Origin of the sequence: Nocardia sp. NPDC088792 (assembly GCF_044750615.1) — a bacterium.
GTDB lineage: Bacteria > Actinomycetota > Actinomycetes > Mycobacteriales > Mycobacteriaceae > Nocardia.
Genome location: NZ_JBIVKC010000003.1, coordinates 1,403,382 through 1,428,063 on the forward strand (window position 1 = coordinate 1,403,382; position 24,682 = coordinate 1,428,063).

Here is a 24,682-nt window from a genome sequence, read left to right on the forward strand (position 1 = left end):
CGGAAGCGGTTGAATGAGCACATGCCCGACGCCACCGCACCCCGCGACCTGCGCAGCGACGCACTACGCAACCAACAGGAACTGGTCCGTGCCGCGACCACGGCATTCCATCGCGACGGGCTACGCGTGCCCATGGCCACGATCGCCGCCGAGGCCGGCGTCGGGGTCGGGACCCTCTACCGCCACTTCCCCACCCGCGAAGACCTGCTGAACCATCTGACGCACCGCTCCTTCGAGCAGGTGCTCGCCAACGCGCAAACCGCCGAACGGGACGGTGCGACCGCTGCGGAGGCCCTGCGATTGTTCATCGATGCCGCGATCCGCCAACGTAATGACCTGGTGCTGCCACTGCACGGCGGACCGCCTGTCACCGCTGCCGAGACGGCGGTGCTCCGCGATCGGATTCACGCAATCGTGCAGCGGATCATCGACGGTGGCATCGCCGAGGGGACACTGCGTCCCGGCGTCATCCCCCGCGACATCGTCGTGTTCGGCTCGATGCTGGCCCAACCGCAGCAGGCCGATCCCGACTGGGACGCCAGGTGCCGGCGCCTGCTCGACACATACCTACGCGGCATCCGCCGACACCCATGACGAGGGGCGGGCACTCAACCGGCAACCGCCCTCGACAGCCGATACTGCAGCGCACCGTCACGCAGCAGGCGATAGGTCAGTGAGCCGGGCAGGCCGAGAAAGTTCTTCATCAGTTGCGTGCGTTCGCGGGGTGCCTGGGCTTCGAGGACCGCGGCTCGATCCCGAGCCGCCACGATATTCGCGGTGATATCGCGGTCGCTGGTCACGATGAGGCCGAGTTTGCTCATCTCGGTTCGCATTTCCTGCCAGGATCCCGGCTCCAGCAGGTCGGCATGCAGGAAAGTACCTCCGGGCCTGAGGATTCGGCGAACCTCGTGCAAGAACTGCGCCATATCCGCGTAGCAATGGGACGACTCCAGATTGGTGACGACATCGAATGTGTTGTCCGCCAGCGGTAGATGCCCGGCGTCCCCCACCAGGAAGGTGGTGTTCGGCTGCGCTCCATGCCGCGCCCGGCAGAACTCTATTGCCACCGGTGACAGGTCCACGCCGGTGACTCGGGCGTCGAACTCCGAGCTCAGCACGCGGCAGAGTCCGCCACGGCCACAACCGATATCCAGCACAGTGCGGCCGCGGATGACAGTGGACCCCAGGAGTTCGTAGGCCAGCCGTACGGCCTCGCGGTAGGGCACGTTCTCGGCGATCTCGTACCGGGACTCGTTGTTTCCGTCTACCTCGACGTACCCGTAGTCCAGGAAGAACAACACCTCGCCGAGCTCGGACGAGTCGAGAGTTCGGGAAACCTGATCATAGAAGGAGCGACACAACGCCACGAGATCGTCCGGAGCAGTTCGATTTCGGACCGCCTCGCGGTCCTGCAGGCTTGTCACCGTCAACCCCGCACTGCCATGGTTGACGACGAACGGGTAGCTCAGTTCCGACACGATACGTTCTCCCTGATTCGCTTTTCCTCTACCAGCTCACCGGAAGTGCCTGCGGCCCACGGAAGAACAGGCCGGGCTTCCACGGTATGTCGGCCGGCGGCACCGCAAGGTGCAATCCCGGGAACCGCCGCAGCAGCGAGCTCATCGCGACGTGTAACTCCAGCAGGGCCAGCTGGGCGCCCACACAGTAGTGCGGGCCGTAGCCGAAGGCCATGTGCGGGTGATGCTCTCGGGTGAGATCCAGTTCCTCCGGATGCTCGTAGACGGCCTCGTCACGACCCGCTGACTGGGTATCGACGAACACCGTCTCGCCCGCCCGCACGACCACGCCACCGACGGTCACATCCTCGACGGCCGCCCGCGGGAACAGTGCGCCCGAGGCGAGCTGGACGTAACGCAGCAACTCCTCGACCGCGCCGGGCACCAATTCGGGCCGCGCACACAGCGATTCCCACTGCTTCGAATCGCTGAGCAGCGTGTAGGTGAAGTTGGCGATCTGGTTGGCCGTGGTCTCGTACCCCGCGACCAGCAGCAAGATGGCCAGATCCACCATTTCGGCCTCCGTGAGCCGGTCGTCGTCGTCCCGCGCGCAGACCAGCGCGCCGAGTAGATCGTCGGTAGGGTGCTCGCGGCGCTCGGCCACCGACTCGGCCAGATACTCCTCCAGTTCCGCCCGCGCGGCGTCGCGCTGCTCGCGGGTGTGCGCGGTGGTGGACATCTGACTGTCGGCCAGTTCCAGGAACCGGCGCTGTCCCTGCGGCGGCACACCGAGGATCTCGAAGATCACGGTGAGCGACAGCGGCGATGCCAAGCCCTGCACCAGATCCGCCGGCGGGCCACACCGTACGATCTCGTCCAATTGCCGGTCCACGATCTGCTGAACGCGCGGGCGCAACCGCTCCACTCGGCGGCTGGAGAAGGCCTTCGCGACCAGCTTGCGCAATCGACTGTGCTCCGGTGGATCCATGCTCAGCAGCGAAGCGGATTGCGGCGGTTGCGGCGTCGCCCGCGGCGTATCCTCTCGACCGACCGTGACAGCCCGGCTGAAGCGTGGATCGGCGAGGACCAGCTTCGCATCCTCGTAGCGAGTGACCAGCCAGCCTGCACCGCCATAGGGCAGTCGGACCCGCGAAACCGGTTCCTCTCGGCGAAGTTTCGCATAGATCGGATTCGTATCCAGACCGTCTGCGGCGAAAGGGTAGCGACGCTCCCCTGCATCACTGGGCACCAGGCACCATCCCGTGGTCGAAGTCCTCTCGTGGGCTCGTGGCGTCGATTCAGCGGGAACCGCAGCGAAACATGCTGCTGCCGAGCGGCTTCCGATCGCGACGGACCGGCCGGGCAGTCGCCGAAAAGCCCACTTCCACACGGTACGCACTCTCGCCCCGTGTGGTTGACCAAATACCTATCCCCGACACGAAACCTCCTGATCACCGCCGCCCACGGCGTGGTCATCGCCCAGACCAGCGGATCGCGCGGAGGACACCATCTTTCGCTCGCCTACGACGCGGCGCCTCGCTCGCGGAGGCCGAGCACAATGCCGAGAGCAGCGATGACGATCAGCAACAGGACACCGGAAATGTCGGCGAGGAAAGCCAGCGGCTGCAACATCAGTAGGTAAGCGATGCCGGAAGCCACGATGGCGACAGTCAACGCGATGGACATGTAGCGCAACCACCGTGGCAGCAGACCCGAGATCGCGGCGGCCGTGGCGAGACCGATAAGGGCGAACATCTTCACGCCATCGAGTCTGTTGAGCGCCTCGAACAGCGCGTGCGCGGTACCGGGGGCGGTGGTGTCGGACAGTAGAAATCCGAGGAGGCACTGAGTCAATGAGATGACCGCCGCGATGAGGCCGGCGGCGATAGCGAGGCGGGTCACCGCGGGCCGGTGCGCTGTGCGAGCGAGCAGGAGCGAGATGATCGCCAAGCCCAGGGCGGGTAGGGTCAGCAGTCCGGAGCGCCGTGCGGTGTCGGCAATATCGTATTCAGGCACGAGGTGAAATCTCTTTCGGACAAATACTTTCCATCGCGACGGCACACGCCGCCGGGGTCCAGACCATCGTGGCGCGGGGCCGGACCCGTCGACAAGGGCGAAAAGCTACACGCAGCGTTCAACCGGGCTTCACTCTCGTGGTGAGAGGGATCGAGCGAGGTTCAGCCGAGGCGCTGCAGGTGTGGCCAGATCTCAGTCCAGGACGTGCGTGGAGTGCAGACGAACAGGGGTGTGTGCTGTTCGTCGTTGTGGATGCCGAGACCGTTGTCGAGGTGGCCCGCCGGAGTGGGGTCGATGCATATCCGTTCCACTGCGGGGAGTGGAAGTCCGATGGTGAGTACTTGGGACGATCCCGGCGGGGGTCCCCAGTACCAGTAGGAGTTCTGTCCGCTGTGCGGGGTCGGGAGGCCGTACGGGGGGCCGAAGCGCTCGATGGCGCCTGCTTCACCGTAGTTGGCAGTGAGCAGTCCCGCGGTGGGGGCGTAGCGGTTTCGGGCGTCGGCGATCTCGCGCACATATGTCGGCCAGCCTATGGTTTCGGCGCCGTCGTAGTTCACCGCGCGCAGGATGGGGCTGCGCTGTGCTCTCGTGGGCAGGACCGGCAGGAACAACACCGCCGCGACCACGGCACTCACGGCAACCACCGAAACCGCTGCGGGCCAGTACCTTCGGTGAGCGATGAGCCAGTCGGCCACCGGCACGGCCGCGGCCGCTTCCAGCACCGGGTACATCCCACCGAGGTAGTAGGCCTTACCTGCGGCCGCCAGGAACCCGATGAACAACAGCACGTAGGTCAGCGGAAAGGCACGCCAGCGCGGTTGCTTCCACAACCGCCACCACCCCGATGCCCACAGCGGGACCAGCAGCGGCCCCATGAGGCCGAACTGCAACAGCACGAACTGAACTCGGGTGCTGGATGTGCCCGACGAGCCACCCGCGATCGAGCGACTGAGCCGCCATTGTGGCCAGCCGTGCTGAGCCTGCCACCACAAGTACGGCAGCCACATCAATACGGCGATGCCTACCGCCAAGTAAAAATACTTGCTGGCGAAGATCTTTCGCGGCCCCACCGCCAGCAATGCCGCCACGAGCGCCGTCACCGGCAGGACCAGCAGTGCTTTGTTCAGCAATCCAATGCCCACAGCTGGTCCTACCGCCAGCCACCAGCGCGGATCAGCGTGCTCACGCAACAACTTCAGCACGAGCAACACGATCACCGACCATGCCGCCAGGTCGAAGGTCGCGGTACTCAACAGATGCCCGGTCCCCATGACGAATTCGCCCGCCGCCACCGCCCCCGATGCCAGTGCCTGCGACGTGCGCCCGCCACCGAATTCCGCGGCCATCCAGCCCGCGCAGAGCACCACGAGCGTGGCCGCCACGATCGCCGGAACACGCAGCAACATCAGGGAATTCGGGTCGATCGCCGACATCGCTCGCGCCAGCATCGGAGTCAGTGGCGGTTGATCAGGGTATCCCCATGCCGGATGCCGCCCTGCCGCAAGGAAATACAGCTCGTCACGGTGATATCCATACCGATCGGAGCACGCACCGAGCCCGATTGTGAACGCGACCGCGATCCACCACACACCCAGACTGTCCCACAACCATCTGGACCGACGGAACTTTCAGCTGAACGGCTTGTGTCGGGAGGTCAGTTCTTTGCGGTATGGCACAGCGCATGATCGATGAGTGTGCCCGCGGTTTTCTCCTGGGCGAGTTGATGTTCCTCGGTGTCCTGCAGCAGGGTGGACATGGAGATGACGACGCTGCGGGTGCCGTCGTCGGTGACGCCGTCCCTGGTCTTGTAGCCGGTGATGTCGCCGCCGTGCATCCAATACCTTCCACCGCAGGACAATTCCACCGAGAACAGGCCCAGGCCGTAGCGTGCGCCCGGGAAGACCGACCGTATCTCGTCGTCGGTGTCGACAGTCTGCTTCATTTCGGCGAGTTGTTCGGGATGCAGCAGCCTGCCGCCGAGCAATGCCCGGAAGAACGTGTTGAGGTCAGCGGTCGTGGTGATCAGCGCGCCTGCCGAATCCGCGAATTGACCGATCCGGCCGTCGGTGGTGTCAGCCAGCCCGCCCGAAGGCCATTGGGTATATCCGGTGGCGTGCGGGGTGGGGATCGTGGTCGCCGCCCCGGGGTAGCTCGTGTGTTTCAGGCCGAGCGGGGTGATGATTCGGCTGTTCACTTCCTCGAACCACGGCTTGCCGGTGACCTTGTCGATGATCAGGCCCAGCAGCAGGTAGCCGGTGTTGCTGTAGCTCCAGCCGGTTCCCGGGGCGAAGGTCGGCCGGTGCTGCATGGAAGCGGCCACCACCTCCGCCGGGGCTGGGGCATCGTCGGCGTGCTGGCGGTAATCGGTGGGCGAGGACAGGTCGAACGGTGGCGCGTAAAACACTCCGCTGGTGTGGTTGAGCAGTTGGCGCACGGTGATTTTCGTGCCGTCGTTACCGTTGCCCTGCACCACACCCGGCAACCATTTGTCGACCGTATCGTCCAGGGCGAGTTTGCCCTCACCGACCAGCTGCAATATCACGGTGGCGGTGAACGTTTTTGTGGCGCTTGCCATCCGGAAATACCCGTCCGGAGGAACCGGGCTCTTGCTCGCGATATCGGCGACGCCGCTGGTCACCACGGCATTGCTGCCGTCGGCGGCGACCAGGTTCACCTGTACGCCGGTGACGCCGACATCGCGAATCGCGTCGGCGTCGCGCTGCAGTTCGGTGGTATCACTCGGTGCGGCCGTGCCCGACGTGGAAGGCGGTGCGCTGCTCGCGCGGGGGTGAGCACCAGGACCGGGCGCACACGCCGTCGCCAGGCTCGCCAGCACCACGGTGGCCAGCACGCGCGGCAATATTGTTTTCCGGGGTCGCAACATCGTTCTCTCCGATCGCGCACAAAGCAAGGCACGGCGGCACAGCGGAACACAGGAACCGCAGTGCGCCGAGACAGGTGTGAAAAGGCTCGGACACCATCATCGAGACGACGCGTCGCAGCGGGAATCCCGCTGGCTACCCCACCCGAGGTAGGGCTAGCCATAGGATGGCTTCCCGCCGGTTACCGGCTGGGTGCACTGTTCTTCGCCGGCGAGCAGTTCGCGGTCCTCGAAATCGCGCCCGATCCGCGCAACTTCGCCGAAATGTGGATGCCGCTGGTGTGTTTCGCCTACGGCGTCGCCGCCTGGCCGGCCGAGCCGCCGGGCTCGAACACCGCACCGTTCCCCGCGAACGACCTGGCCGAACTGGACCGCAGCCCACCGACCGGTTGTGCTCTTGGATGCCCACACCGACCTGCAGAGCATTGGGCAGGAGCGCTACCTCGACCTTCGCCGGCACACCCTCGCCGGCACGCAACTGGCCGCTCAGGTGGTCACCGAAACGACCACCCGATCTACGCTCCACCCATCTGTCCCGTGTTCACTCCGCAGCCGGCGGGCGCACCCGCAAATGACGGCTCGTGTCACCGGTCAACCGGATATCCACCCGCCGCTCCGCGAACCGCCACTCGCCGTCGCAGCGTTCGAACCGATCGTCATAGCGCCCCGCCGCCACCGCTTGCAGCGGAAAATCCGAAACAGCCTGGAACACAGTGAAATACGATCGGCCGACCGCCGTTTTCCTCTCCGCATCGACGTTGACGACAATATTCGTCGTGACATGATGCGTGCGCGGCGTTCCATCCTCGTAGAGAATCACCATGCCGCGCAACATCTTCTCGATCCCCGCGGCACCCCTGACCGAACCGCCCCCGCTGCCGCCGAACACCCCGTCCGCGAACATCGCACCCACACCGGCGAAATCCCCGTCATCGACCAATTCCGCGTATCTCGCGATCAGATTCATCACAGCGGTCGTATCCGTGGCAGCGCTCATGAAATGCAAGGGTAAGCGACCGCTGTGCCCGAATGAGCCCGGCCCGCACTGCCGTGGTCTTCGTCGTAGATGTGGGTGGTATCGCTGTTCTCGCGACCCACGGTCAGCTTGGCCATGGTGGTTCCACCAAATTCGCGGTCCGTACTCTGTGGGGCGGAGCGCCATCGGGTACGCGATCGAGAAGGGGCAGCATGGCCGCGGACGGATATTTCGCCCTCGACACCTCGGACCGCTGGCGGTTTCTGACACCGCAAGGCCAGCCGTTCCTGTCCATCGGCGTCGTCCACGCCGACGACACCAATCTGCGTTACCCCCACAACGCCGACCTCTTCGCCGACCGTTACGGATCCTTACGACGGCGTTGGCTGCACGAGGGACTCGTACCGGAACTACGCGCGTGGGGATTCAACACACTCGGCTGGACCAGCGAATACATCAGCGGCAGCGGCCTTTCGGCCACCCATGACGTCGTCGATCTCGGCCACTCCGAGGGATTGCCCGACGACGACGTCGCCGACTGCGGCCTGCCCTACACCCTGTCATTGCGGATCGCCGAGATCGAACACTGGAACGGCCACCCTGCCTACCGTGACCCCCGCTCGCCGGCATTCGCACAATGGTGCGACCACCTGGCCCGGACCCGATGCCGCCCCGAGGACCCGAACCTGATCGGCTACTTCCTGGTCGACGCCCCGGCCTGGGCACAACACCCGACCGGAACCGGTTATCCCCCTGGCGAACTGGCCGAAATCGCCGAAGCCTACTACCGGGTCGCCACCGAAGCCATTCGCCGCCACGACCCGAACCACCTGATCCTCGGAGACCGCTACGGCACCCGAGCCGGCATCCCCGAACCGGTCCTCCAAGCCGCCGCCGCCCACGTCGATGTCTTGAGCCTGCAAACCTTCCCCGCGGTCGACCCCACCGCGATCGAGGCCGTGGCCGACCGATTCGACACCTGGCACCAGCGCACCGGCCTGCCGATCCTCGTCGCCGACACCGGCAACTGGTGCCCGACCCGCATGAGCCCCGACCGCACCGGATCCGCCCACGACCAAGCCGACCGCGCCCGCGGATACCGCATGATCGCCGACACCTTCGCAGCCCGCCCTTGGTGCCTGGGCTGGCACTGGTGCAGCTGGCTGGAAAACCCACACCGCGGCTTCGGCCTCAAAGACCCCTGGGACGAGCCCTACACCGAACTGGTAACAACAGCCCAGCAAACCAACCGCCGCTGGACCGAGGCAATAACCGCGACACCCTCGACATGAGCCCTCACAACCGTGGCTATTGAGCGATGTTGCCAACGGGGGGCTGATCAGGGGGCGGGGTCCGACCTTCGCCGAGTTGGTCGACGGACGCTTGGGTCTTGCGGATCAGTTGGTCGAGTTCGTCCATCGCGCACTGGAGTGGGACGGTGTCGCAGTGCCTGCGATCGGTCGCCGCGGCGGCACGCCGCGAACGCACCAGCTCGTTGTGGATTCGCAGCCCGATGGCGAATATGCGGTCGATCAGGTGATCGCTCAATTCCTCGACCACGTCGCGATCTGCGGGTCCACTGCCCGGCTCGGCAGTATTGCCACGCAATCGCTGATCGTGTGCGGATCGGTCACCGGCGCTCAGGGGCGCGGCAGAAGTCATCTGGGTTCCCGGGGGTAGGCGGGGGCGAGACTCGGCCGCTCTTCGGGACCCGATTGTCGGCATCGACTGTAGTCGGTGCCTGTACGGTTCGGGGAAATTGGCCGGAACTCGCTGCCCATCCCGGAGCAGGTGCTTTCTGCACGGAATACGACCGCCCAGTATTTGCCGATCGTGCGCTCGACTCGTATCTCGAAGCAGGAATCATGTGGATCGAGGCGTGTGGTGAGGTGGGATCGGTTGTAACGGGATTCAGACCGGGATGCCGCCGAGGGTTCGGCGCCACTTGGCCTCGAGGAACGAGAAGATGCCGAAGGCGATCAAGCCCAGTGCGGCGAGGATGAGAATCCATGGGCCGAAGGCGGTCTGGGCGAACTCGCGGAGGACTCCGTCGACGCCCTTGGCTTGTGCCGAGTTGTAGGTGTAAGCGGCCACGAGCGCGGCGATTCCGATACCAACGACCACCGCACCGCGCGCGACATAGCCGATGCGGCCCAGCCATACCACCATGTCCTGGGTCGATCGCGTCATCCAGCCCATCCGCAGATCCCGGGTGAACTCGATCCGCAGCCCGCGCAGCGCCAAGCCGAGACCGGCGGCGACGATGGCCAGGCCGATCAGGGCCACGACCACCCGCCCGCCGTCCCAGCTCATTATCCGGGCGGTCAGATCGCGTGCTGTGGCGTCCCCGGAGGCCGGCGTCCGGCCGTGCACCACGAACATGAGAGTGTTGAAAAAGGCTATGGCGTAGGCGATTCCAGCTGCCAGGGCGTAGAGGCGGTGGCCGCTCGATTCGCGTTGCCGCGCGGTGGCGGCCTGGGTCAGTCGCCAGGCGGCGAGCCCGGCGAATCCGAGGACCAGTACCCACAGCAGCAGATATCCCAGCGGCTTGGTGGCGATCGCCTCCAGGCCTCCGGCGGCATCGGGCTCGTGCCTGGCAACGCCGAATGCCAGCATGATCGCCATGGCACCGAGGACGATGTAAGCGATGCCACGGGCTACGAAACCCACCCGCGCGAAGATTTCGAGCCCGCTGGTTCGCCCGGCTCGGCGCGACCTCGAATCACGTTGTCGCCGATTCCCTTTCGTGCGTCTACCCCAGCCTCGGCGCCTGGCGTGGGTCTCGTCCTCGGCGTAGCGGTTCCGGCGTCGGTATCCGGTTCTGTTGCGCGTAAAGCTCATCGGTATGCGCCTCTCCCTTGATGTGACATGACGGTTCACGGGCCGGATTGTGGGGATCTCGTGACTGTGGGGCGAATTCCGGTGCACCAGCCTGCGGCCGGTCACGCCCGGAGCGCTCAGTAGTAGTGCCGGCGACCGCCGACAGCGTGTCCGGTCCGGCCCGCGACCATCAGTAGTCCGCCGAGAACCAGCACAATGATTCCGGCGATGGTCAGTAACGGGATGCCGAGAAAATATCCGGCAATGAGGAGGGCAACTCCAATAACGAGCATGGGAAACAACTGATTTCGGTAGTACATGAGGTGTCGCGCGGGACCGTCGGATCGCCGTTCCTTCAAGTACACGCCGCCGACCACCCGGTGTCAACAGCGTAGTACTACACCAGATGACTACAGTGATTCTTCCGGCTTCTGACAAGATCCGACCCGAACCCGTTCCCGCGGCCTCTGACGGCATTTCGATGAACCCCGGAGAGCACGCGGCGGTCGCCGGGGACGAACATGCCCTCGCCGAAGTCCACGCGGTCACCACCGGAGTACTCGACAATCTCGATCTACTGATCGGCGACGCCTCCCACGTCGCGCTGTCACTTTTCGCACCCGCCCACCGGATGGAGCACACCGAAACCCTCTGAACGCTTCGCGAGGAGCGGCGGTTTCAACCCTGTCTGACGGGTTATGTGCTGTATATGACGTACACCATCACTTTGCCCAATGTCACGCGCGAAGGCGCTGCCGCCGTCGAGCAGCAATTACGCGGCATTAACGAAATCGACTATGTAACTATCGACCAGTCCACCGAAACGGCCACTGTAACAACCAATCTCAGCTACGGCGAGGTGCGGGATCTGATCCAGCAGGTTGGTGTGGCGGCGAACTGAACCGAGCAGCGGGCCGTCGCGGGCGGCGGCGGTCTTCAGTCGCGTAATGCCTTCTCGTGCAACATGTTCAGCGTTTGGGACAGGATGCGTGAGACCTGCATCTGCGATACACCGACGGATTCGGCGATCCGGGCCTGCGTCTGATTGCCGAAGAACCGCATGGCCAATACCCGGCGGTCACGTTCGGACAGCGCTGCGATCAACGGGCGCACCGCCATCCGGTCCTCCACCGTGCGGAACTGCGTTTCTTCGATACCGAGGGAATCGAGCAGTGACTGCGGCGGGCGGTCGTCTTCGAGGCAGGCATCGAGCGAGGAACTGCGATAGGCGTTGCGGGCGATCAGGGCCTGAGTGACTAGGAGGCGGTCGGCGCCGAGTTCCGCCGCGATCTGGGTGACCGTCGGCATGTGACCCAATCGCTGGATCAGCCCGTCGACCGCCGGACCGATCCGGACCTGGATTTCCTTGAGCTGCCGCGGCACCTGCACCGCCCAGGTGTAATCACGGAAGTGGCGACGGACCTCACCCAGAATCGTCGGTATCGCAAAGGACAGAAACGGCACCCCGTACTCGACGTCGAAACGATCGATCGCGACCACCATCCCGACCCGCGCGGTCTGCAGCAGATCCTCGAAGTTCTCCCCACGACCGGCGTACTTGCGAGCGATGTTCGCAGCCAACGGCAGGCATCGCCCGATCAACTCCTCCCGCAACGCTTTCCGGCGCGGATCCGCCGCATCCAGCGCCGCCAACTCGGCGAACAACGGCTCGATATGGTCGTAGCTGTCGGGGCGGCGATGCGGGCGGGCTGCTCCCACCCGGACAGTCCGAGCCGATTGACGCGACGTGCTGTGGTCGATGGTGATGCTCATGGCGATCCTCGAAGCATTCGCTCGGGTCTGTTACGCCTTCAGTACACGCCGTACTCACCCTGGTGTCAACACTGTAGGACTACAGTGACGTTCTACAGAGAATTTTCCGGTGGAGTAATCACCCGGATTGCAGCGTCTGGACGAGGGTGAGGGCCTTTATGCGGACCTCATACTGGGCACTGCCGTTGAGCGTGATGAACATGACCTCGTCTTTGGGGAGTTCGACACTCACCTCGAAGGTGATGGGGAGGACGGCCATGGCAGCGCCGGTCTCCTCGTTCTGGATCGCGAACAGCACGTTGTAGTCGTAGCTCGTGCTCATGGAAGCCCCTCTGCGCCAAAAGATCCAGATCGCGTCTTCCTGGGTGTAGAGGTTGGTGAACACGTCGGTAATCGCGCTTGCGACCTGGGCCCAGAAAGTGGGAGAACCGATCGCGAGCTCGGACATGGTCCGGACGGTCTCGGTGAGTTCGTCCACCATGTCGCTGACCTGAGTGATCTGACTGAACACCAACTGGTCGAACGCCTGAAGGACAGAGCTCTGGGGGATATCTCGGGCGATCTGCAGTGCCTTCTCGACGTCGAAGCTGAGGTCGGTGGGATGGATGGCACCCTGGAAAACATCAGCGAGAGACGCTGCTTGATTCAGGTACTGCGGTGCGACTTGGAAATTCTCCCGATAGTTCTCGGCCATGATTCCTCCGGTCGCACTGGCTCATAATCACTTGCACCACAAAGCATCCCATCACTCCACCAGCATCCGCGTCAGGGTCGAGAAGTGTGCGGGTGCAGCATGATCGGGTCGGCGGGGCGGGAATCTCGGTGCGCGCGGGCAGCGGTGAGCAGGTCGGCGATGGCGTTGTGGATTCCGTCGACCAGGAGATGCAGGTCGGGGTTGGTGTCGTAGTCGCCGGTGATGCCGAAGTTCAGTTGGTCGCCATAGCTGAGGACGGCTATACCGGTGCGCAGGCGCATTGCGATGGGGACGATGGGAAGTAAGGCCAAGACCTGGCGGCCGTGCACGGTGAGGGGGTGGCGGGGGCCGGGAATGTTGGTGACCAGGGCGGTGATTCCGCGTTGCGGGATGTGGGACAGCAAGCGCAGAGTCCATGCCACGGGAGCGAAGGGAAGCCATTCGGTCATGGCGATCATCGACTTCTCGGCTTGTGCTTCGCCTCGCGACTTGTGCGCGGCCATCCGCTCGTGAATGACCGAGAGACGCTGCACCGGATCCTCGAGGTGAACGGGTAACGTCGGCAGCATCACCGAAACCCGGTTGTCCAGAACATATTTCGCGTCGGCGGGGCGCACGGAGACGGGCACCAGGATGCGCAGAGTGTCGTCCGCGGGTTTCTCGCCGCGTTTCAGGAGCAACTCGCGATAGGCCGACGCCACGGCCGCCAGCACCACATCGTTGACGGTCGTACCGAAGGTCTTGCCGATCTGACGGACCTCGGTGAGCGACGTCCTGGCAGCGACGTAGCGGCGCTGCTGCCCGATGACGCCGTTGAGTGATGACCCGCTGGCCGGCGCGACGGCGGCAGCGGCGACCGGGATGAGTCCGCGCACGATGCTTACCGCGTGCCGGGGTACCTCGAACGGCAACCGGATACCTTTCATCGCCCAGCCGAGCCAGTTCGCCAACGGGTGCTCGCCATCCACGCCGTCGGATTCGTCAGTCTCCGGGACCGCGTCAGCCCCGTCGCAGAAGGTCCCGAACAGGGTGACCCCGGAGACGCCGTCGACCAGGCTGTGGTGCGCCTTGACGAACAGCGCCCAGCGGTCGCCGGTGAGCCGTTCCACGACGATGCACTGCCACAGGGGATGGTCGCGATCCAGACGCTTCTCCAGCTCCTGCGCGACGAAGTCGAACAGTGCCGCGTCGTCGGCCGGCTCGGGCAGCGCGGTCCAGTGGATGTGGTGCGCCAGATCGAAGTTCGAGTCCTCCTCCCACACCGGCGCCGACAGATCCAGCAGTGCACGGCGCAGCTTCTGATGCAAGCGCGCATTGCTGTCCACTCGTCCGCCGAGAACTTCGGCGAACGCCGAATGATCCGGTGGCGACCCGGAAATGATCGCGACAGCACCGATTCCGAGACTGATATGCCGGTCGGAGTCCTCGAGTTCGATGAATCCCGCATCCAGGGGATGTAGTTCAGTCATGACTGATACCTGAGATCGAAGTGTGCAGGGGCACGTCCATCGACTCGGACTCTCGAAGACGCGGTGGATGGTTCAGCGGTTCCGGGGAGGCAGCCTGCGGCGCGCCAGATGTTTCGACGCACCGTCCGGCTATGACCGCGGGCGGCCCCGCGGATGACGCCCGGCAAGCCCGGGCGCCATCCGCCAATGGCCTTGTGGCGCAGCGTTTCGCGTCAGAACATGCCGGAGTCACGCTGTCAGTAGTTTGTTGAACATGGAGCGGTAGTGGCGCAACGCTTGACGCAGCTTCTCGGTGTCGTCGCCTTGATCGTGTGACCATTCATTGTTCAATGCCTGCCGGTGTTGGATATAGGTGTTGGTCAGCTGGTCGATAGTCTCGGCGAGGAGGGCATCGGCACGCGTCACCGCGTCGCGGGGGCCGTCCACGAAGTCGCCCTGCAAGTCATGCCACTGCGCCCGCAATCGCTCGAGGTCGGTTTCGCCGAAGATCGCGGTGGTGTCGTCGTTCTCGGGGCGGGTCGCACGATCGGGCCGGGCAGCCGGCTCCGGTTCGGCGACGGGCTGGGGGCGGCTGCTCGCCTCGGGGGTGGCGACGGCTTCGGAGTTGATGTGCGGCCGGGTCGGGCTCTCTGGCGCTGTCCATGTTCTGGGCGCTTCTTCGCGCTCCGGCACATTCTCGTCAGCGGCTTCTGTGGGGTTCGAATCATCGGCGAGTGCTGCATGATTCGGGAGTTCGTAGGTGCGGTCGGGTTCGATGCTCATGACATTGCGTCCTTCTTCTGGTTGGGAGTGTCGTCGTCGAGCAGGTCCTGGAACAACTCCCGGTAGTGCACGATCGCCGTGCGCATGTCCTCGGTGGATACGTCGACGCCGTTGGGTTGCGTCGCGATGTCGTGGGCGGTGCGGTAGTGACCGAGAGCCGCTGTGTGTTCGACGGAGAGGTCGGCGAGCTGCTGGTCGTAGTTCTCGGTGGGGTAGCCGCGGTCGGCCATCATCGTGGTCACCAGCCCGTCGGCCTCTGTCATGGCATCGGCTGGATTGTCGACGAACTGTTGTTGCACCCCTGCCCATTGCGTGCGGTAGTGCTGTTTCTGCTGCGGTGACAGCTCCCGCAGCTCGAGATCCGCGTGCCGGTGCTCGCGTTCGATGAGTTCGCGTTCGCCGGACCGGCGATCGTCCGCGGCGTCGACGGCACGGTCGTATTCGGGGCCGAACTTCTCGCGCAGCCGTCTTCTGCGCAGCATGGGCCGCAACAACAGCGCGGCCGCCGCGACCACCACCACTACCAGCACAACGATCACCAAACCTGTAGCAGACACCGGGTCCTCCTTCGACGAGCCAGTCCGGTCGCACCGGTAATGACTCACCACGAGGTGTTCAAACCCGCGCCATACCCGTTGACGCGGCACCGCAGCGCGAGCGTGAGCGACCTCGCGGGCCTGTCGAACGGTCGGCCAGGGGGATCACCGGTCTGGGGATAGGCTCATCGTGTGAGGCCCGAGCAGCACTTACCGGAGGGCTATGACGTTGTCGCCCTCGCCTCTTCGGCCGGGGGCATCCAAGCCCTCCAGGTGGTGTTGGGCGCGCTGGGCGGAGACCTTCCGGTACCGGTACTCGTTGTCCAGCACCTTGACCGGCGCCATCCGACCATCTTGGACCGAGTCCTCGCCCGCGCTACCGCCCTGACCGTCAAGCTGGCGGAGGACGGAGAACCTATCGAGGCAGGCACGGTGTATCTGGCACCACCGGATCGGCACATCCTGGCCGGACCGAGCGGCCATCTCGGACTGTCGAGCAGCGAGCGCGTCCACTTTCTGCGACCGTCGGCGGATCTGCTCTTCGTCTCGGTCGCCGAGGCCTACGGTCCACGGGCGATCGCCTGCGTGCTGACCGGCACCGGTGCCGACGGCGCGATCGGAGTGGGCGCGGTGAAGTCTCACGGCGGCATCGTCATCGCACAGGATCCCGCGACCGCGGCATTCGACGGCATGCCCCGAGCGGCAGTAACTACGGGAGCTGTCGACTTCGTGCTACCACTATCGGAGATCGGCGCGGCGATCAGCACACTCGTCACGAAGACCAGCGACGTGTCGCACGAGCTGACCGCTTCGAGTCGGCCTGTGGCCGAAGGGACTTCGCGCCGCCGCGCGGATTGACCGCGGTCCTCCTCGCAACCGGGCGCACCGGTGAATCGATCAGTGGTGGCGATTAGCGCCAGTGGTTACCGGGTATGGCGGACTTCGATCGGAAGGTCGAGGTATGTCCGCAGATATGGTGGCACCGAATCCGGCAGGGCCGACGGACTTGAAGAGGCGCTCATGGTGGGCCGTGTTGCGCGGCACCGTCAGGCAGTTCAAGGACAAGAAACTGACCGATTGGGCTGCGGCACTGACGTATTACAGCATGTTGTCGATCTTTCCCGGGATCATCGTGCTCACCTCGGTGCTGGGGCTGCTGCCGCCCTCGGCCACACAATCGTTGATCAGCACCATCGGGGATATGGGCCCCGGCAGTGGTACGGCGTTCCTGGTCGATGCCATCAAGGCGTTGCAGGGCACACGGTCGCTGGCGGGGCCGTTGGCGATCCTCGGTGTGATCTTCGCGCTGTTGGCTGCTTCCACCTACATGGGTGCGTTCATCCGGGCCGCGAACGTCATCTACGAGACCGAAGAGGGCAGGCCGCTGTGGAAGACGCTGCCGTTGCGCATCGGATTGACCGTGGCGATGGTGCTTTTGGTGGCACTGTGCGCGCTGGGAGTGGTAGCGACCGGTTCGGTGGCGGTGCGGCTCGGGCACTGGCTGGGTGTCGGCTCGACGGTCGTGACGTTCTGGGACGTCGCGAAATGGCCTGTGCTCGCGGTGCTGATCGGTCTCGCGATCGCGTTGCTGTACTGGGTGGCGCCGAATGCGAGACAGCCGGGCTTCCGGTGGCTGGCGCCGGGCTGCGTGCTCGCGGTGCTGCTGTGGATCACCACGTCGGCCGGATTCGCCGCTTATGTAGCCAATTTCGGTTCCTACAACAAGCTTTACGGCTCCCTCGGTGGCGCGATCATCCTGCTGGTGTGGCTATGGATCACCAACGTCGCGGTGCTGCTCGGCGCTGCGTTCAACGCCGAGCTGGCCCGCGGGCGTGCCATCGAACAAGGCCAGCCTGCCGAGCAGGAGCCACTGCCTCCTCGCACCGACCCGTAACCTGGATACAACGTAGCTATCCCATGTAGAGCTACAGTGTTGACAGTAGGTTTTGGGCGGAGTCTACTTATAGAAGCAATAGATCCGAGCACAGGCGCCGACGATGAGCACGCAACACAACCACCCCATTTGGTCCGGTTGCACCGCCGGCGCCGATGCTCCGGCCGATGACCCCGGCAAGGACGCCGGGCAGGGAGCTGACGAACCGCCCCGCGACGCGTGGACGCGGTGCGAGTCACCCGTTCGATTGCGCCCACGTGGCGATCAAAGTCGATAACTGCGCTCCCATCGGCGAACCCGCCCACTTACCGCGTGACACCTCACGTCTCCCGAAATCAGGTATTTACTCATGATCATTCTCGGAGTGATCCTCCTCGTCGTCGGACTCATCATCGGCATGCCCATCCTGGTCACCGTCGGCATCATCGTCGCGGTCATCGGCTTGGTGCTGATGGTGGCGGGCAGGACCGGCCATGCGGTCGGTGGCCGTAGCCACTACTTCTGAAACCTGCACCAGCACTACACAATTCAACCCTGGAATTAGAAGATGAGAACATATGCAAACGAAAACCGAAGAATGCGCGGAAGGAGTCGTTCGACCATGAGGATCGGCGGCCTTGTCCCAGTACTGCTGCTCATATGGCTGATCATCGGCGCCGTCGCCGCCGGGCAACGCCACTACTACGACAGCGCACCGACCAATTGCGCCAGCACGAGCACCATCGCGGTCACCATAATCGCCGGGCCACTCAACTATTTCGGCGTGAATCCGAAGGTCGCCGACTGCCATGTGAACGTGCCCCAACCCAGTCCGTAATCGCCAGGCGGTGTGCGCACCCGCGCACGGAGCTCGAACCTCATGACGTCGTGACGGTCCTGCGCATCATCTCCTCCGCAATCTCGACACCTATGGACCGCCCTGATGAGTTCACCGCGAACAATTGACGCGACCCGTCCCTTCACACTGCAGGTCCCGGCCCAGGACAGAGCAGACACTCGTGCACGCGGCCGGGTCCAGGCGCAACGCCAGCGGCTGCCGATGATCAAGCTGGACAAGGGATATGCCTTCGACGGGCCCCGCGGCCCTTGCACGCTGCCGGATCTGTTCGGCGGGATGCGCCGGTTACTGGTCTGCCATTTCCTGCTCGATCCGAGCGGTTCACCGGAATGCGCGAGTTGCAGCGCCGCCGCCGAAGAGGTTTCGAACGATCTGCTCGCCCGCTTGCGGGGTCGAGACACCGCCTTCGTCGCGGTCTCTCACGCGCCGCTGGCCATGATCGAGGAGTGCAAGGCACGCAGAGGTTGGGAGTTTCCCTGGTATTCCTGCTTCGGTAGCGACTTCGACTACGACTTCCATGTCAGACTCGACGACCGCTACCGCAGCGGCGCGCAATCTCTTCGGAGTGTCTTCCAACGTGAAGGCGCCCGCCTGTTCCACGCCTACTCCATGTTCGCTCACCGCGCCGAAATGCTCGGCAGCTGGTGCTATTGGCTCAACCTGACCGCGGACGACGAGCAACAGCAAGCGCCCGGATAAACGGCCCGACATCCTCGTTCCGAACGAATCCCCCACTGCGGAAGGCATATTCGCGTGTCCCGAGCCCGAAGATGACAATCACGGCGACACCCCGGCCTCCGCTCAGATCTGTCGATCCTCACGATATAGACGCCACCCCGTGAACACCAGCGATCACATCGCGCGGGCGAAGGTCAGACAGCTTCGGCATACCATCGCCGGGATTGCGTGGATGCTCGCATTCGCATATCTGGCCGCCGAGATCGTGACCGCCGTCGACTGGCAAGGTGGCTACAGTTTCCGCCACGACACCATCAGCGACCTCGGCGCCACCGCCTGCACACCGAACATGTGCTCACCATTGCACCTGCTCATGAACGCGGCATTCGTAGCCCTCGGACTGCTCACCATCCTCGGCGCCATCGGATTCTGCGACTACATCCCCCACGGACGCCGCCAATGGGCGACCATCGCGCTGTCCGCCATCATCGGCGCGAGCACCGCCGCCACCGGATTCTTCCCCTCCAACGACGGCATCATCATCCACGGCCTGGCCGTCATGCCGGCCCTCGTATCCCGCCACATCGTGCTGATCCTGCTCGCGATCTGGCTGTGGAAACAACGCCGCCTCGCCGCCATATGGTCGGCCTTCTGTGCCACAACCGGTCTCACCGGCACGGTTCTGCTGACCCTCGGCCTGCAGGTCGGCATCACCGAACGACTCGTCTTCTACCCACTCCCGACCTGGATGGCCGTCACCGGCGCCGCCATCATCCTCACCCCACTGCGCAACGCGGTACTACGGCGGCACCGATCAGTGCCGCGCCCTACCGAACTCCACGACCTCACCGGCATCCTCCCGCCGCAAGATCACCGCAGCCTAGCTGTACTGACACCCTGACCCCGACCGGATGCGATTGGGTGGCATCCGATTCCAGGTTCGCCTCAACCGGTGTGGGCGGACAGCGATCGGGTTTCGACGGATAGGTCGCCGCCTTCGGTGAGCGACGCGGCGTAGGTGATGCGCTGTTGACCGGGCTCGTCGAGCTTCTCCTGGTCGTGCACGGTCAGGCAGGTCATGGCACCGAAATTCACTACTAGGTACCGGTTTTCGACCTTCCCCGACTGGTTGGTCAGCGCGATGGTGAAGATCTGCCCGTGCGCGACCCAGGCTCGGGCGGCGATGGCCACCGCCGCGGATTTGTCGGCGGAGAACTGCAGGCGGAAGGGCAGGCTGGGCGAGTCCAGATAGGTGCTCATATAAGTTCACATCGGATCTTGATCGTTGACGGAATAACGCTGTAGTTCTCAAGTGTAGTCCTACATTGTTGACATCAGGTGCCCAGCGGCGTCTACTTGAAGGGAACGTAGAGATCCGAGGATCGCCCCGCGCGACGATCGACGCCGTCGCCGCGCTCTCATCAACGATCCCCAGATCCCTCGTGACACTCATGCACTACCGAAATCAGTTGTTTCCCATGCTCATCATGTTCATCGCTCTGATCGCCGGAATCGTCCTCGGCGCAGTCGGAATGGCTGCACTGAACCGCCACCAGCCCGATGTCCGACCCACCGCCCCGGCGAGCCCATCGGGTCAACCGCACACCGAGGGCAAAGCAGTCCAGCGGGACCTCGACGAACACGCCGGCGGCTCACGACATATCCGCACCAACCCGAGCTGGCGAGACCGGCACGAGTAGCCGCCACGGTCGGAGGTTCGACCACGCCGGTGGATTGCGCTGGGAGACAACGCTTTCGATGACGCGCGGAGCTTCGTCCGATCCCGGCTCGCCTCAGCCGGTCAGGCTCTGAGTAACTCGCCACAGGCGGCGTGGTAGTTCGCCTTCTTCGAACGCGCGGATGTCGCGTAAGTGCCAGCCCTCGGCGAGCTCGACGACGAGGTAGCGGTAGAAGAAGTGCGCGGCGAAGCCGTCATGCTCGAAAATGTCGTCCCTGTGTGCGATTCCGACTCCATAGTGCGGGTCGCCGGTGTGGCGCACGGTATAGATGAAAGTGCCGCCCGGGCGCAGGACACGACGGATCTCGCTCACCAGCGCGTGGATCTCGTTGGTGGACAGTGCCATACACAGCAGCATGTGCGCGAACACCGCGTCCACGGACGCGTCCGCCTGCGGGAGAGGGTCGCGTACATCGACCACCATTGTGCGCAGAGTATTCAGGCCTTCCGCGGCGGCGCGATCTCGTAGCTGTTCGAGGCCGACATCGCTGAAGTCGGTGGCCTGCACGGTGAATCCGCGCTGCGCGAAGTACAGGCTGTCGCGGCCCTGCCCGGCGCCCAGTTCCAAGACATCGCGCGCGCCGGCCGCGCGAAACACCTCGACGGCATGCAGCGCGGGCGCGGACGGTTGGTCACCGTACATGTGCGGATGGGCACCGTAGGCGTGCTGCCAGTGCTCGCGCTGGTCGGTGCTGAGTGCAACCATCAGGTCGGCCCGCGGGTCCGGGGACAGATTGGATGGTTGGACGTTGTTGCGCATCGGACAGTCCTACTCACACGAATGCTGCGGATCGAGCCCCGTACACGCAGCGCCGGGTATCGATCCGCTGATACTCCCAGTAGACGCCGCCCGGGTCGTGGTGTCGACGATGCGGCTCTGGATCCGATCACGCTTTGGTTGAGTAATCGGTTCGTTCGTTGCTGCAGCGAGGCTTGGCCACGTCTTCACAGCCACTGGCCACAACGCTCGTGGTGGAACGACCGAGCTCAGCTCAGCTGGCCGCGAGACGAGGGCTCTGTTCAGCGAGGAGCAGTACCGTCCTGGTGTTCGGCTTCCAGGAGTGCGAGCAGTCCGGGAAATCGGGTCTCGATGTCCGTGCGTCGTAGGCGGATTCCCTTGCGGTTGCCGTAGTCGATCTCGTCGATGAGGCCTGCTTCGCGCAGGACCCGGAAGTGGTGGGTCTGGGTCTGCTTCGAGATCGGGAGATCGAACGAGTTACAGCCTCGCTCGCTGTCGGTGCGGTCGGCGGCCAACTTCGTCATCACCGAACGACGGTGCTCGTCAGCGAGAGCGCGAAGCACCACGCCCAGCTCGAGCGCATCGACCGCTGGACCGACCAGGTTCGTTCCGGCCACGGACACCTCCTTCAGGTACGTCTTGCATCGTACCTCTGAGGCGTGTTCTACTCGAGTACGAAATCGATCGTACCTAGACGGCCGGGCATGTAGCCGTCCGCGCTCCGAGAGGTCTTGTCATGAAGAAGCCCGAGGTGCTGATAGTCGGTGCCGGAATCGCCGGGCCCGCGCTCGCGTACTGGCTCGCCCGGAATGGATACCGGCCGACCGTCGTCGAGCATGCCCGGCAGCTGCGCTCCGGTGGCAGCGCGATCGTCGTGAAGGGGCCCGCGATACCGGTCGCCGAGCGTATGGGCATCCTGCCGCAGCTGCGCGAGCTCGCCACCCGCAATCGGTCGCTGACCCTGCTCGACCCGGCCGGCAAACCAGTCCTGCGACTTCCTTCCTCCTCGGGAGGGTCGCCGACGGTCGAGGTGACCCGGGCCGACCTGTCCGAGGTACTCCACCGGTCGGTGCGGGGCGATGCCGAGTTCGTGTTCGACGACACGGTCACCGCACTCGATCAGGACGAAGGCGGGGTCGACGTCACCTTTCGACGGTCCGCGCCACGGCGTTTCGACTTGGTGGTCGGTACCGATGGGATGCACTCCGCCATACGGCGTTTGGTGTTCGGGCCCGAGCGGCAGTTCGTGAGCGACCTGGGTTTATACGGCGCGACCGTCCCGCTGGAACCCGACGCCATCGACGACCCGAGCGAGCTGACGATGCTGACCGTGCCGAACCGGATGCTGGTCGTCCACCCCTCGCGCACCACGCCGCTCGCGATCTTCACCTTCCGGGCCGCACGGCCGGCGCCCCACGACCGCAAAAACATCGCTCTCCACAAGCAAACCGTGGCCGACGCCTACGCCGACGTACGTTGGCGGGCACCGGAACTCGTGGCGGCCTACCTCGACCACCCAGCCCCGTTCTTCGACCCCCTGACGACCGTCCGGATGCCCTCGTGGTCCCGCGGACGGGTAGTGCTACTCGGGGACGCGGCGGCGGCCACAGCCCTGCTGGGCGACGGGTCCAGCATGGCGACGGCAGGAGCGTATGCCCTTGCCGAAGAACTCGCCTCCCACCACGGCGATCACGCCCGCGCCTTCGCCACCTACGAGTCGCGGCTCCGACGCGAAGTGCGACCGCGGCAGCGACGCGTCGGCCTGCTCTCCAGACTCATGGTGCCCAGCACCCGACCAGGCCTCGTGGTACGCAACACGGTGAGCCGCGCGATCGGTCGCGCGAACCGGATCACCTCTCGCGAAACCGCAAACGGAACGACCGTGTAGCAGCCAACACCAGATTCCGGAATGAGGAAGCCGGTGCGCCCAAACCTCCTCTCCGACTGGACATATCACGCGCCGGTCGGACCAGCCAGAGCGCGGCCGGCTGATCATCTCCTACCAGCCGGCTTGACGGCTTCGTGCGAGAACCTGCGGCACGTAGTGCATGACGGCTCAGGCCGAACTGACAGCCAGGACCTCGGAGCTCATCGGCCCGAACCTCGCCGACAACACGCGCGGGCCGAGCGGTCGCCGCAGTACCGCGCTGTGTTCTCCTGCTCAGAGCGAGGACCATTGTCTTGTGCTGAATGATGAAGCCACGCAAATCCAATCCGTTCTGGAAAAGCTCACCAGGCACCACCCCGAGATCTCACCGAGCGCAATCGCCGCGATCGTCGATCGGTCCCGTGATGCCCTCGCCGGCGCGAGGGTTCGCAACTTCGTTCCCCTGCTCGTGGAACGCCGCGCAAACATCGAACTGGCCGCGAGCCGCACCCGATAGACCCGCCATGGCGGTTTCACCGATCGTCCGCGCGCACCAGCCGGTCGAATTCGCGGGCGATGCCCGGTGGGATCAGGGATGCGAGATCCGCACGTAGCGCGACTATTTCCGTGTCGCGTGTTGCGCGGGCATGAGGCGCAATTGCCACCGTGCCCACCGGACCTCGCAACGCCCAGCGCCAGTACAACGCCGCGGCGGGGACTGGGACTTCGGTGAGGATGAACCGCAGTCCGCTCGGCGCCACGGCCACACCGCGATTCGCCAGCGCCGTGAATCCGTCACGTACAGCTCGCACCATCGTTCGCATGGTTTCGCGGTTACCGGTGAGCCGCTCAATCGAATTGCCGGCGCGCTCGAGTGCCGCGCAGACCGCCACAATGAACACCGCGTGCGTCGCGAGCCACCCATCCATGTCCTCGACGACGGAAGTCGAGCATCCGGCATCCGAGAAGACCTGCACCACAGGTCCTTCCCGGCCGCTCTTGCCTTCGATGGTGGTCGGTTGCTGCCGGATCCGGGTGTACCTCACAGAACCATCGGCCTCCAAGTATCCGCCGACCCCTGGAAACGCTCCCACAATCCGGTCTGCACCGAACCGATCCCGCAGCGGTGCAAGGCCGAGCGGATTGTTGAACATCGGTATGACGATTCCGCTATCGACTCGATCGATCACCTGCAGCACCCCGTCACGTTGATCCCGGCGTACCGCAATCAGCGCCATGTCGTAGGTCTCCGCATCGATCTCCGTGATAATCCGGACTTGCCGTGTGACGGTGCGCGACCGCTCGGCAATCGTGATGCCTTCCCGCGCAAGCTGATCCGCAGTCGCACCGCGTGCGAGCACCGTGACATCATGCCCACCCGCCGCCAACAGGCAAGCGTGAACTCGCCCGATGACACCGGCACCGACGACGAGAACCCGGAATGCGGCCATCCCTAATTCTGACGGCAGCCGCACCAGGCCGGAGCGTTATCGAGCCGGCCAAATGTGCGGCGTCGTGAACTCGTCAGGGCTTGCGCGGCAGCA

General features: G+C 64.7%; 31 protein-coding genes and 1 pseudogene. 14 read left to right on the forward strand and 18 right to left on the reverse strand.

The window, feature by feature from the left end:
• Window positions 1-21 precede the first annotated feature (21 nt).
• Window positions 22-594 carry a TetR/AcrR family transcriptional regulator gene (locus ACIP5Y_RS24525; RefSeq protein ID WP_400353080.1) on the forward strand — a complete coding sequence of 191 codons (573 nt, stop codon included), beginning with the start codon at window positions 22-24 and terminating at the stop codon, window positions 592-594.
• A gap of 14 nt (window positions 595-608) precedes the next feature.
• Here the strand turns inward: ACIP5Y_RS24525 and ACIP5Y_RS24530 are convergent, their stop codons facing one another.
• From ACIP5Y_RS24530 to ACIP5Y_RS24555, 6 genes are all read right to left on the reverse strand, one after another.
• A complete protein-coding gene (locus ACIP5Y_RS24530) occupies window positions 609-1,478 on the reverse strand; it encodes a class I SAM-dependent methyltransferase (protein ID WP_400353082.1) in 870 nt (289 codons plus the stop codon).
• Between the two features lie 28 nt (window positions 1,479-1,506).
• Window positions 1,507-2,706 carry a cytochrome P450 gene (locus ACIP5Y_RS24535; RefSeq protein WP_400353084.1) on the reverse strand — a complete coding sequence of 400 codons (1,200 nt, stop codon included), beginning with the start codon at window positions 2,704-2,706 and terminating at the stop codon, window positions 1,507-1,509.
• A gap of 272 nt (window positions 2,707-2,978) precedes the next feature.
• The gene (locus ACIP5Y_RS24540; RefSeq protein WP_400353085.1) at window positions 2,979-3,473 is read right to left on the reverse strand and encodes a hypothetical protein; all 495 of its coding nucleotides are present in this window, start codon (window positions 3,471-3,473) and stop codon (window positions 2,979-2,981) included.
• 161 nt (window positions 3,474-3,634) lie between these two features.
• The gene (locus ACIP5Y_RS24545; protein ID WP_400353087.1) at window positions 3,635-5,062 is read right to left on the reverse strand and encodes a glycosyltransferase family 39 protein; all 1,428 of its coding nucleotides are present in this window, start codon (window positions 5,060-5,062) and stop codon (window positions 3,635-3,637) included.
• Window positions 5,063-5,127: 65 nt separating this feature from the next.
• Window positions 5,128-6,324 (reverse strand): serine hydrolase domain-containing protein, encoded by a 1,197-nt coding sequence (locus tag ACIP5Y_RS24550; protein ID WP_400353089.1) that lies wholly within the window; start codon window positions 6,322-6,324, stop codon window positions 5,128-5,130.
• A 571-nt stretch (window positions 6,325-6,895) separates the two neighbouring features.
• A complete protein-coding gene (locus ACIP5Y_RS24555) occupies window positions 6,896-7,351 on the reverse strand; it encodes a nuclear transport factor 2 family protein (RefSeq protein ID WP_400353886.1) in 456 nt (151 codons plus the stop codon).
• Between the two features lie 191 nt (window positions 7,352-7,542).
• Between ACIP5Y_RS24555 and ACIP5Y_RS24560 the strand changes: the two genes are divergently transcribed.
• Complete coding sequence (locus ACIP5Y_RS24560; RefSeq protein ID WP_400353091.1) at window positions 7,543-8,622, forward strand: agarase; 1,080 nt, start codon at window positions 7,543-7,545, stop codon at window positions 8,620-8,622.
• A 76-nt stretch (window positions 8,623-8,698) separates the two neighbouring features.
• Entirely contained in the window at window positions 8,699-9,010 is a 312-nt protein-coding gene (locus ACIP5Y_RS24565) for a hypothetical protein (RefSeq protein ID WP_400353092.1), read from the forward strand.
• Window positions 9,011-9,241: 231 nt separating this feature from the next.
• On the opposite strand, the gene ACIP5Y_RS24570 is transcribed toward ACIP5Y_RS24565, so the two are convergent.
• Window positions 9,242-10,000, reverse strand: coding sequence for a DUF1206 domain-containing protein (locus tag ACIP5Y_RS24570; protein ID WP_400353094.1), 759 nt, complete (start codon window positions 9,998-10,000; stop codon window positions 9,242-9,244).
• A 287-nt stretch (window positions 10,001-10,287) separates the two neighbouring features.
• Complete coding sequence (locus tag ACIP5Y_RS24575) at window positions 10,288-10,443, reverse strand: DUF6131 family protein (RefSeq protein ID WP_400353096.1); 156 nt, start codon at window positions 10,441-10,443, stop codon at window positions 10,288-10,290.
• A gap of 188 nt (window positions 10,444-10,631) precedes the next feature.
• Between ACIP5Y_RS24575 and ACIP5Y_RS24580 the strand changes: the two genes are divergently transcribed.
• Both ACIP5Y_RS24580 and ACIP5Y_RS24585 read left to right on the forward strand, forming a co-directional pair.
• A complete protein-coding gene (locus ACIP5Y_RS24580) occupies window positions 10,632-10,805 on the forward strand; it encodes a hypothetical protein (protein WP_400353098.1) in 174 nt (57 codons plus the stop codon).
• Window positions 10,806-10,859: 54 nt separating this feature from the next.
• Window positions 10,860-11,051: a hypothetical protein gene (locus ACIP5Y_RS24585; RefSeq protein ID WP_400353100.1), complete on the forward strand. Its 192-nt coding sequence runs from the start codon at window positions 10,860-10,862 to the stop codon at window positions 11,049-11,051.
• 35 nt (window positions 11,052-11,086) lie between these two features.
• Here ACIP5Y_RS24585 and ACIP5Y_RS24590 read toward each other — a convergent pair whose 3' ends face one another.
• The 5 genes from ACIP5Y_RS24590 to ACIP5Y_RS24610 all read right to left on the reverse strand — a co-directional run bounded on the left by ACIP5Y_RS24590 (window position 11,087) and on the right by ACIP5Y_RS24610 (window position 15,405).
• On the reverse strand, window positions 11,087-11,923 hold the full coding sequence (locus ACIP5Y_RS24590; protein WP_400353101.1) for a SigB/SigF/SigG family RNA polymerase sigma factor: 837 nt from the start codon (window positions 11,921-11,923) through the stop codon (window positions 11,087-11,089).
• Between the two features lie 118 nt (window positions 11,924-12,041).
• Window positions 12,042-12,617, reverse strand: a complete 576-nt coding sequence (locus ACIP5Y_RS24595; protein ID WP_400353103.1) for a hypothetical protein — start codon at window positions 12,615-12,617, stop codon at window positions 12,042-12,044.
• Window positions 12,618-12,688: 71 nt separating this feature from the next.
• Complete coding sequence (locus tag ACIP5Y_RS24600; RefSeq protein WP_400353105.1) at window positions 12,689-14,086, reverse strand: wax ester/triacylglycerol synthase family O-acyltransferase; 1,398 nt, start codon at window positions 14,084-14,086, stop codon at window positions 12,689-12,691.
• 228 nt (window positions 14,087-14,314) lie between these two features.
• Window positions 14,315-14,848 (reverse strand): hypothetical protein, encoded by a 534-nt coding sequence (locus ACIP5Y_RS24605; RefSeq protein WP_400353106.1) that lies wholly within the window; start codon window positions 14,846-14,848, stop codon window positions 14,315-14,317.
• Window positions 14,845-15,405 carry a hypothetical protein gene (locus tag ACIP5Y_RS24610; protein ID WP_400353108.1) on the reverse strand — a complete coding sequence of 187 codons (561 nt, stop codon included), beginning with the start codon at window positions 15,403-15,405 and terminating at the stop codon, window positions 14,845-14,847. The genes ACIP5Y_RS24605 and ACIP5Y_RS24610 overlap by 4 nt, the downstream gene beginning before the upstream one ends.
• Before the next feature lie 171 nt (window positions 15,406-15,576).
• Here ACIP5Y_RS24610 and ACIP5Y_RS24615 point away from each other — a divergent pair, with 171 nt between their 5' ends.
• From ACIP5Y_RS24615 to ACIP5Y_RS24640, 6 genes are all read left to right on the forward strand, one after another.
• On the forward strand, window positions 15,577-16,242 hold the full coding sequence (locus tag ACIP5Y_RS24615; RefSeq protein ID WP_400353110.1) for a chemotaxis protein CheB: 666 nt from the start codon (window positions 15,577-15,579) through the stop codon (window positions 16,240-16,242).
• 172 nt (window positions 16,243-16,414) lie between these two features.
• Window positions 16,415-17,278 carry a YihY/virulence factor BrkB family protein gene (locus ACIP5Y_RS24620; protein ID WP_400353112.1) on the forward strand — a complete coding sequence of 288 codons (864 nt, stop codon included), beginning with the start codon at window positions 16,415-16,417 and terminating at the stop codon, window positions 17,276-17,278.
• A 349-nt stretch (window positions 17,279-17,627) separates the two neighbouring features.
• Window positions 17,628-17,783: a DUF6131 family protein gene (locus ACIP5Y_RS24625; RefSeq protein WP_400353114.1), complete on the forward strand. Its 156-nt coding sequence runs from the start codon at window positions 17,628-17,630 to the stop codon at window positions 17,781-17,783.
• Window positions 17,784-17,879: 96 nt separating this feature from the next.
• Window positions 17,880-18,095: a hypothetical protein gene (locus ACIP5Y_RS24630; protein WP_400353116.1), complete on the forward strand. Its 216-nt coding sequence runs from the start codon at window positions 17,880-17,882 to the stop codon at window positions 18,093-18,095.
• Window positions 18,096-18,200: 105 nt separating this feature from the next.
• Window positions 18,201-18,815 carry a DUF899 family protein gene (locus ACIP5Y_RS24635; protein ID WP_400353117.1) on the forward strand — a complete coding sequence of 205 codons (615 nt, stop codon included), beginning with the start codon at window positions 18,201-18,203 and terminating at the stop codon, window positions 18,813-18,815.
• Between the two features lie 211 nt (window positions 18,816-19,026).
• On the forward strand, window positions 19,027-19,695 hold the full coding sequence (locus ACIP5Y_RS24640; RefSeq protein ID WP_400353119.1) for a DUF998 domain-containing protein: 669 nt from the start codon (window positions 19,027-19,029) through the stop codon (window positions 19,693-19,695).
• Between the two features lie 44 nt (window positions 19,696-19,739).
• Here ACIP5Y_RS24640 and ACIP5Y_RS24645 read toward each other — a convergent pair whose 3' ends face one another.
• Window positions 19,740-20,054: a hypothetical protein gene (locus tag ACIP5Y_RS24645; RefSeq protein ID WP_400353121.1), complete on the reverse strand. Its 315-nt coding sequence runs from the start codon at window positions 20,052-20,054 to the stop codon at window positions 19,740-19,742.
• Between the two features lie 227 nt (window positions 20,055-20,281).
• Between ACIP5Y_RS24645 and ACIP5Y_RS24650 the strand changes: the two genes are divergently transcribed.
• Window positions 20,282-20,494: a hypothetical protein gene (locus tag ACIP5Y_RS24650; RefSeq protein ID WP_400353123.1), complete on the forward strand. Its 213-nt coding sequence runs from the start codon at window positions 20,282-20,284 to the stop codon at window positions 20,492-20,494.
• 93 nt (window positions 20,495-20,587) lie between these two features.
• Here the strand turns inward: ACIP5Y_RS24650 and ACIP5Y_RS24655 are convergent, their stop codons facing one another.
• Window positions 20,588-21,292, reverse strand: coding sequence for a methyltransferase domain-containing protein (locus ACIP5Y_RS24655; RefSeq protein WP_400353125.1), 705 nt, complete (start codon window positions 21,290-21,292; stop codon window positions 20,588-20,590).
• A 260-nt stretch (window positions 21,293-21,552) separates the two neighbouring features.
• Window positions 21,553-21,888, reverse strand: a complete 336-nt coding sequence (locus ACIP5Y_RS24660) for an ArsR/SmtB family transcription factor (protein WP_400353127.1) — start codon at window positions 21,886-21,888, stop codon at window positions 21,553-21,555.
• Between the two features lie 119 nt (window positions 21,889-22,007).
• Between ACIP5Y_RS24660 and ACIP5Y_RS24665 the strand changes: the two genes are divergently transcribed.
• The gene (locus ACIP5Y_RS24665; protein WP_400353129.1) at window positions 22,008-23,159 is read left to right on the forward strand and encodes an FAD-dependent monooxygenase; all 1,152 of its coding nucleotides are present in this window, start codon (window positions 22,008-22,010) and stop codon (window positions 23,157-23,159) included.
• A gap of 160 nt (window positions 23,160-23,319) precedes the next feature.
• The gene (locus ACIP5Y_RS24670) at window positions 23,320-23,655 is read left to right on the forward strand and encodes a three-helix bundle dimerization domain-containing protein (RefSeq protein ID WP_400353131.1); all 336 of its coding nucleotides are present in this window, start codon (window positions 23,320-23,322) and stop codon (window positions 23,653-23,655) included.
• Between the two features lie 16 nt (window positions 23,656-23,671).
• Here the strand turns inward: ACIP5Y_RS24670 and ACIP5Y_RS24675 are convergent, their stop codons facing one another.
• Window positions 23,672-24,115 carry a hypothetical protein gene (locus ACIP5Y_RS24675; protein WP_400353912.1) on the reverse strand — a complete coding sequence of 148 codons (444 nt, stop codon included), beginning with the start codon at window positions 24,113-24,115 and terminating at the stop codon, window positions 23,672-23,674.
• A gap of 93 nt (window positions 24,116-24,208) precedes the next feature.
• Window positions 24,209-24,589 (reverse strand): annotated as a pseudogene (locus ACIP5Y_RS24680) (ketopantoate reductase family protein); the annotation flags it as partial.
• Window positions 24,590-24,682: the final 93 nt, after the last annotated feature.